Genomic DNA, 6368 nt, shown 5'->3' with positions numbered 1-6368 from the left:
GGACGATGGCTGGTTCGGGCAAATCGTGGCCACGGCCGAAGGCGGTGACCGCGCATCCCAGTGAATTGAGCTCAAGAATAATGAAGGATGGGAACATGCATAAATTGATCTTGCCTCTACTTGCATCAGCGGCCTTGGCAATCGCCGCACCCGCTCTTGGCCAGGACGCCAAGCCGCTTGCCGGTCAGTCGATCACGGTGCTCATGCCATCGCCGCAGGGACCGAACATCGCCTCTGACTTCGAGGCCGAAACCGGCATTCACGTCGACCTGCAGACCCTGTCTTGGGACGACATCCGCCCGAAGCTGGTGACAGCCTTGGTTGCCGGGACAGCGCCAGCTGACGTGACCGAGTTCGATTGGTCCTGGACCGGTCAGTTCAGCGCGGCCGGCTGGTATATGCCGCTTGACGACGTCATCGACGCCGACACGGTGAAAGATATCGGCGTTGCCAAGATCTTCACGGTCGACGGCAAGTTATTGGGAATTCCCTACACCAACGACTTCCGGGTGATGCTCGTCAACAAGAAGCATTTCGCGGATGCAGGCATCACCGAGATGCCGAAAACATTGGACGGCCTGGTCGCTGCCGCCAAGAAAATCAAGGAAAAGGGCATTGTCGAGTATCCGATCGGCCTGCCGGTTTCGGCAACCGAAGGCGCGTCAACGAGCTGGTATTTGCTKACCAAGGCGTTTGGTGGCGAACTCTTCGACAAGGACTTCAATCCGCTGTTCACCTCGCCGGATTCGGCTGGTTACAAGGCGCTTGCTTTCGAGCTGATGCTCCTCAAGGAAGGGCTGGTCGATCCGGCGTCTACCGGCCTGAAAGACAGCCAGATCAATGAGAGCATGTTCGGGCAGGGCATCACCAGCATCATGATCTCCGGAGAGCCCGGTCGTCTCGGCCAGATGAACGACCCCAAGCAGTCGAAAGTCGCCGGCCAGGTAGAAGCGATCCTTGTGCCGACGGCGAGCGGTGAAACGCGCAGCTTCGGCCTTCCGGAAGCGCTGGCTATTCCAAATGTCTCTCCCAACAAGGAGGCGGCGATCGCTTTCGTCAAATGGTTCACCAGCAAGGACTTCCAGAAGAAGAATGCCGTGAACGGCTTCCTGCCGACACGCACGTCGGCGCTTTCCGAACTCAACGAGTCCGGAAAGCTGAACAGCGGCGACGCTCTGGTGGCGCAGTCCAAAACCGTTGAGCCGCTGTTCCCGCAAGGCACGCCGCCTTGGTATCCGCAATTTTCCAGCGGCGTAAACACAGCAATCAATAGCGCTGCCAAGGGACAGATGAGCGTCGACCAGGCGATGGAGGCTATCGCTGCCGCCGCCAAGCAGGCAATGGCGCAATGACTGCTTTGGTGTCCGAAGGGGCCAGGAGCAAGCGTGGGGTCGGCTTCAACGCCGACGCTACGCTCGGCTTGCTGTTGGTGTCGCCCATCGTTATCACGATGGCAGCTTTGGTCTTCTACCCGATGGGAAGAACCGTCTGGGACAGCCTGCACAGGGTCAACCCCATGCAGGCCGGCACTCCATTCGTCGGTCTGGAGAACTACAGCCGAATGCTATCGGATGGCCAGCTCGCGACGACCTGGAGCAACACGCTCATGTATGTTGTTCTGGCCGTCGTCGCCGAAACCGTGTTCGGCGTTCTTGCCGCCGCTCTCATCAATCAGATCAAGGTCGGGCGGCAGTGGGTCCTCGCAGCAGTGATCTTGCCCTGGGCGCTGCCCGGCGTTGTGAACTCGGTCATTTGGCTTTGGATTTATCAACCTGGCGCGGGTCTGTTGAACGGCATTCTTTCGGCGCTCGGGCTGCCCTTCGAAAATCACGTCTGGTTCAACGATCGCACCAGCGCCATCGTCGCCGTAACAATTGTCCACGTCTGGCGCATGATGCCTTTGACGATCGTCATCGTCCTTGCCGCGATGCAGAGTATCCCTGCCCATCTCTATGAGGCTGCGCGGATCGATGGAGCCACGCGCGTTCAGATGTTCACATTGGTAACCCTTCCGCTGGTTCGCAGTGCGATCGCTGTCGCCATGACCAACGCAACCGTGAATGCTTTCAATCTTTTCGACGAGGCCTGGGTTCTGGCGGGTGCCAGCCTCGAGACCCGACCGGTGCTCGTCCAGATCTACCTCGAAACTTTCCAGAATCTCCGCTTCTCGTATGGCATGGCGCTGTCGGTCGTGATCACTCTCGTGTCTTTGCTGATTTCGCTGGTCTACGTCCTTCGTGTCTACCGCAACACACGGTTCGACTGATGAAATCCACTATTGCCTATCGAATGATGATTTGGGCCGGTGTCGTCGTCCTGTTGATCTGGTCTTTAGGGCCGATCTACTGGACCATCGCGAGTTCGGTTACTCCAAGCGACGACTTCTCGACCCGACCGATCAACTTCTTCCCGCAGCACTTTACGCTGGACCACTACTCGCGGCTGCTTGGCATCAATATTGCGCGGATCGGAGGTGTGGAGGTGTTCAAACAGTTCCGGGCCGCGTTGCTCAACAGCGTGGTGACATCGATCGCTGCCACGCTGCTTTGCGTCGCGATATCGTCTCTTGGAGCTTACGCGTTCACCAGGCTTCAATTCCCTGGCCGGAAAGTGCTTTTTATCGCCGTTGTCGCGACCCTGGCCATTCCTGCCTACGCAGTCTTGATCCCGCTCTATCAGATCATGATCAAGCTGCATCTCGTCGACACCTATGTGGGCGTCTCGCTGATCTATGTCTCGGCCTTCCTGCCTCTGTCGCTATGGCTGCTGCGGAGCGTGTTCGAAGCTCTTCCGATCGCACTGGAAGAGGCAGCGCAACTCGACGGAGCGGGCCGGCTCTACATCTTCTTCAATATCGTCCTGCCGCTGGCCGGACCCGGTCTGACGGCAGCGGCGATCCTCACCTTCCTTGGCGCCTGGGGACAGTATCTCGTGCCGCTCATTTTTTCGCCGCAGGCGACGAAGCCCCTAACGGTTCTGATCCCGGAATTCGTAACGAAGAACTTCATCGACTACGGGCTCATCACCGCGAGCGGCTCGATCGCCATCGTCATCCCCGCTCTCGTCGTCATTTTCCTCAACCGTTACCTCGTCAGCGGCCTGTTGGCTGGTTCAGTCAAATAATCGGAGACTTCATGAACACGACCGAAAAAGTCATTTTCGAGCAATTTCCCTACTGGGAGAAGGCGATCGGCTCGAATTCAGCTATCGATAGCGCGGAGCTGCTCGTCTTCGTCGGCTGCGGCACCTCCTTCAATCTGGCGCTTGCGCTAGCATCCTATTCGAATATGGCCGGTCGCAAGGCAATCGCGGTTCCCGGTGCCGAATGGCAAAACCGGCCGTCGGCCTTCTGGCCGGAGTGGCGTAACACGCACGTCGTCGCGCTTTCCCGCAGCGGCGAGACGACGGAGACAGTTGCCGCGGCAAAGGCAAGCCGGGCCGCCGGCGCTTTCGTGACGGCGATAACCGTCGAACCGGAAAGCTCTCTCGCGAAAAATTGCGATCGGATGATCGCTGCCGAAACCCATCCGGACGAAGGTATCGTCATGACGGTATCGGCGAGCCTCATGGTCCTTCTCGGTTTGCAGATGATCGGGCAGAAGGTTCCTGCCTCGGTCGTGAATTCGGCCCGCAAGCTCGCGAGCGCTCTTGATGCCGCGCTTCCTGGAATTATCGCGGACCGGTCGCACTTCGTCTTCCTCGGTGGCGGGCCGCTCTTCGGCGTTGCCCTGGAGGGAGCGCTGAAGCTCATGGAAATGAGCCAGATCATGACCCAGGCCTTCCACCCGCTGGAATACCGGCATGGGCCGATCAGCCTCGTTGACGGGAAGACGGTTGCGGTCATGCTGTACAGCTCCGACCAGAGGGAAGCGGAGACGAAACTGGTGGGAGAACTGAGAGAAAAAGGCGCGGTCGTCATCGGTGTAGGTGGTCCAGGCGATCTCGAACTCGCCGTCGATGTCGATCTGTCGCTTGCGGGTCTCGTTGTCCTTCCGGCGCTGCAGGTCCTCGGCGAACGGGCCGCGCAGGCTCGGCAAATCGATACGGTCTCTCCCCGTCACCTGACGAAGGTTGTGACGCTCGCATGACGAGGATCGAAGAGAACCGGCAGATCGCGCTGCGAAAGCTTTTCGGTGCCCGAAACCTGCCTTTTCCCCATGGCGTCACTTCGGTCTGCTCGGCTCATCCGCTGGTCATTGAGGCAGCCCTTCTGCGTGCCGGCATGGAGCACCGGGCGGTTTTCATCGAAGCCACCTGCAATCAGGTCAATCAGGAGGGCGGCTATACCGCGATGACGCCGGTCGACTTTCGCCGGTTTATCGAGGACGTCGCCGCAGCGACTGGTTTTCCAGCCGAACGCATCATCCTGGGAGGCGATCACCTCGGCCCCAACCCATGGAGGACGTTGGCGGCCGAGGAGGCAATGCTGCGCGCCATGGCTATGGTGACGGCCTATGTCGAGGCAGGGTTCGAAAAGATTCACCTGGACACGTCGATGGGCTGTGCCGGTGAACCAATGGCGCTCGATGACGAATTGACCGCGTCGCGGGCCGCTCGATTGGCAAAGGCCGCGGAAGAGGCCGCTCTTCGTTCAGGCCGTCGTCCGCCGGTCTATATCATCGGAACCGAGGTGCCGCCTCCGGGTGGCGCAACGCACGCACTCGAAGAAATCGAAATCACCCGGGCCGATGCGGCGATGAAAACCCTGGCGGTTCACCGGGCGTCGTTTGCCAAAGCAGGTTTGGCGTCGGCGATGGAGCGGGTCATTGGAATCGTGGTTCAGCCGGGTGTGGAATTTGGCAACACGGACGTGGCGCTTTACAAGCCTGAACGGGCCAAGAGCCTTATTCGTTCGCTGGACGACATGCCGGGTTTGGTTTTCGAAGCACATTCTACCGACTACCAACCGGCCGAAGCCTTGTCTGCTCTCGTTGACGACGGCTTTGCAATCCTCAAGGTCGGACCAGGACTGACTTTCGCGCTGCGCGAAGCGCTGTACGGTCTCGATGCGATCGCTGATGTGCTTGCAGGCAGGACACCGCGAACCGGACTGGTGACGACCATGGAAAAGATCATGGTCGAGCAACCGGCAAGCTGGGCGGCCCACTATGGCGGCAGTCCGGATGAGGAGCGACTGCAACGGCATTTCAGCTATAGTGATCGAATTCGCTATTACTGGCCGGATCCTCGCGCATCCGCCGCGGTCGGCGAATTGTTCCGCCGGCTTCCCGATGAAATTCCCGAAACTCTGATCAGCCAATATCTCGGCCGACTATATTCTGACGTGGTGTCAAAGCGGGTCGCTCCGAAGGCCCGCGAGCTCTGCCTTGCTGCGATCGACACGGCATTGGCACCTTATTCAGGCGCCACGGCAAACCGATGAGCAATCGACAGCCGTGTCAGACGAGCGGCTGCATCCCGAAGATATCAACATTCAGCCGGAGAAAGTTATGGCGTCAGTAAGTGTGGCGAATGCCCGCAAGAGCTACGGTCACTTCGAGGTTCTGCATGGGGTGGATATTGATATCCAAGACGGCGAATTCGTGATCCTGGTCGGTCCGTCCGGCTGCGGGAAGTCGACATTGTTGCGGATGATCGCCGGCCTCGAAGAGATTTCAGCTGGCCGGATATCGATCGGCAGCAAGGTCGTGAACAATGTCGCGCCAAAAGAACGCGATATCGCGATGGTTTTCCAGTCCTATGCGCTCTACCCCCATCTGACCGTCGAGGCGAATATGGGTTTTTCGCTGAAGCTGGCGAAAGCACCCAAAGCACAGACCAAGCAGCGTGTTCGAGAGGCCGCTGAAATTCTGGGGCTCGAGCATCTGCTCGACAGATATCCGAGAAATCTGTCCGGTGGCCAACGGCAACGCGTGGCGATGGGCCGTGCCATCGTCAGAAATCCGCAGGTCTTCCTGTTTGACGAACCATTGTCGAACCTGGACGCGAAGCTGCGTGTCCAGATGCGTTCGGAAATCAAGCAACTGCATCAGCGACTGAAGACAACGACCATTTACGTCACCCACGATCAGATCGAGGCCATGACGATGGCCGATCGGATTGTTGTGATGCGGGATGGCTTCGTCGAGCAGATAGGCTCGCCGCTCGATCTCTACGACCGGCCGGCAAACCTTTTCGTGGCGGGCTTCATCGGTTCGCCGGCGATGAACCTTATTCGAGGGCAGGTCAGCACGTCGGGACCGCTGGAGTTGATCACGGACGGCGGAGATAGATTACCGCTGCCCGAAGTAGCGTCATTGGACCGCGGCGCACGGCTCATTTACGGCATTCGCCCTGAGCATCTTACAATCGGACAAGGACCTGTTGCCGCTGAGGTCGTCCTCGTCGAGCCTACTGGTGCCGAGATC

General features: G+C 59.1%; 5 protein-coding genes and 1 pseudogene. All 6 read left to right on the top strand.

Going from position 1 to position 6368, the window contains the following annotated elements:
• The first annotated feature begins 95 nt into the window (after positions 1-95).
• A complete protein-coding gene (locus tag AC1ECN_RS27260; protein ID WP_130676365.1) occupies positions 96-1352 on the top strand; it encodes an ABC transporter substrate-binding protein in 1257 nt (418 codons plus the stop codon).
• On the top strand, positions 1349-2266 hold the full coding sequence (locus tag AC1ECN_RS27255; RefSeq protein WP_018493585.1) for a carbohydrate ABC transporter permease: 918 nt from the start codon (positions 1349-1351) through the stop codon (positions 2264-2266). Before AC1ECN_RS27260 ends, AC1ECN_RS27255 begins: the two co-directional genes overlap by 4 nt.
• Positions 2267-2289: 23 nt before the next feature.
• Positions 2290-3123 (top strand): carbohydrate ABC transporter permease, encoded by an 834-nt coding sequence (locus AC1ECN_RS27250; RefSeq protein ID WP_024321462.1) that lies wholly within the window; start codon positions 2290-2292, stop codon positions 3121-3123.
• An 11-nt stretch (positions 3124-3134) separates the two neighbouring features.
• Positions 3135-4088 carry an SIS domain-containing protein gene (locus AC1ECN_RS27245; RefSeq protein WP_027688017.1) on the top strand — a complete coding sequence of 318 codons (954 nt, stop codon included), beginning with the start codon at positions 3135-3137 and terminating at the stop codon, positions 4086-4088.
• Complete coding sequence (locus AC1ECN_RS27240; RefSeq protein ID WP_130687355.1) at positions 4085-5383, top strand: D-tagatose-bisphosphate aldolase, class II, non-catalytic subunit; 1299 nt, start codon at positions 4085-4087, stop codon at positions 5381-5383. The genes AC1ECN_RS27245 and AC1ECN_RS27240 overlap by 4 nt, the downstream gene beginning before the upstream one ends.
• 67 nt (positions 5384-5450) lie before the next feature.
• Positions 5451-6368 (top strand): annotated as a pseudogene (locus AC1ECN_RS27235) (ABC transporter ATP-binding protein); the annotation flags it as partial.

The organism is Rhizobium sp. 01N447_2, from assembly GCF_056399245.1.
Note: the sequence above shows the minus strand (reverse complement) of the source record. Positions and strands in the feature narration are given on the sequence as shown.